The sequence below is a fragment of the Mycobacterium sp. MUNTM1 genome (assembly GCF_054660795.1).
In genome coordinates this window covers 1-208 of the sequence record NZ_BAAGDE010000191.1, presented here as the reverse complement: position 1 = coordinate 208, position 208 = coordinate 1, and the positions used below count along the sequence as shown (strand labels likewise).

At 64.9% G+C, this 208-nt stretch carries 1 protein-coding gene; it reads left to right on the top strand.

Going from position 1 to position 208, the window contains the following annotated elements:
• Nucleotides 1–208 (top strand): condensation domain-containing protein (locus tag ACYQ8K_RS30385; protein WP_459975106.1); only part of this gene is annotated, 208 nt, incomplete at both ends.

Here is a 208-nt window from a genome sequence, read left to right as displayed (position 1 = left end):
TTCAGCAACAGGTCACCCGCCTGGCACATGCACACAACGCGACCAGTTTCATGGTCGTGCAGGCGGCGCTGGCGGTGCTGCTGGCCAAGCTCAGCGCGAATTCTGATGTGGCGGTAGCCTTTCCGATCGCTGGGCGGCGCGATCCCGCGCTGGACGACGTGGTGGGCTTCTTCGTCAACACCCTGGTGCTGCGCGTCGATCTGAGCGG